This window comes from Bacillus sp. LB7 (genome assembly GCF_030449715.1).
Taxonomy (GTDB): Bacteria; Bacillota; Bacilli; order Bacillales; family Bacillaceae; genus Bacillus; species Bacillus paralicheniformis.
In genome coordinates, this window is sequence record NZ_JASGCA010000075.1 from 1 (window position 1) to 246 (window position 246).

At 43.9% G+C, this 246-nt stretch carries 1 tRNA gene; it reads left to right on the forward strand.

What is annotated here, in order from left to right:
* The first annotated feature begins 88 nt into the window (after nucleotides 1–88).
* Nucleotides 89–162 (forward strand) — tRNA-Gly (locus QMZ64_RS23125).
* Nucleotides 163–246 lie beyond the last annotated feature (84 nt).

A 246-nucleotide genomic window follows, 5' to 3' on the forward strand; every position in this document is an offset into this window, starting at 1 on the left:
CGCCCGTAGCTCAATTGGATAGAGCGTTTGACTACGGATCAAAAGGTTAGGGGTTCGACTCCTCTCGGGCGCGCCATATATTTGCAATGCGGGTGTAGTTTAGTGGTAAAACCTCAGCCTTCCAAGCTGATGTCGTGAGTTCGATTCTCATCACCCGCTCCAATTTTAGAATGATCTTTGAAAACTAAACAAGACAAACGTACCTGTTAATTCATTAAATAAATCGCACATTTGTTGTGCGTAGTC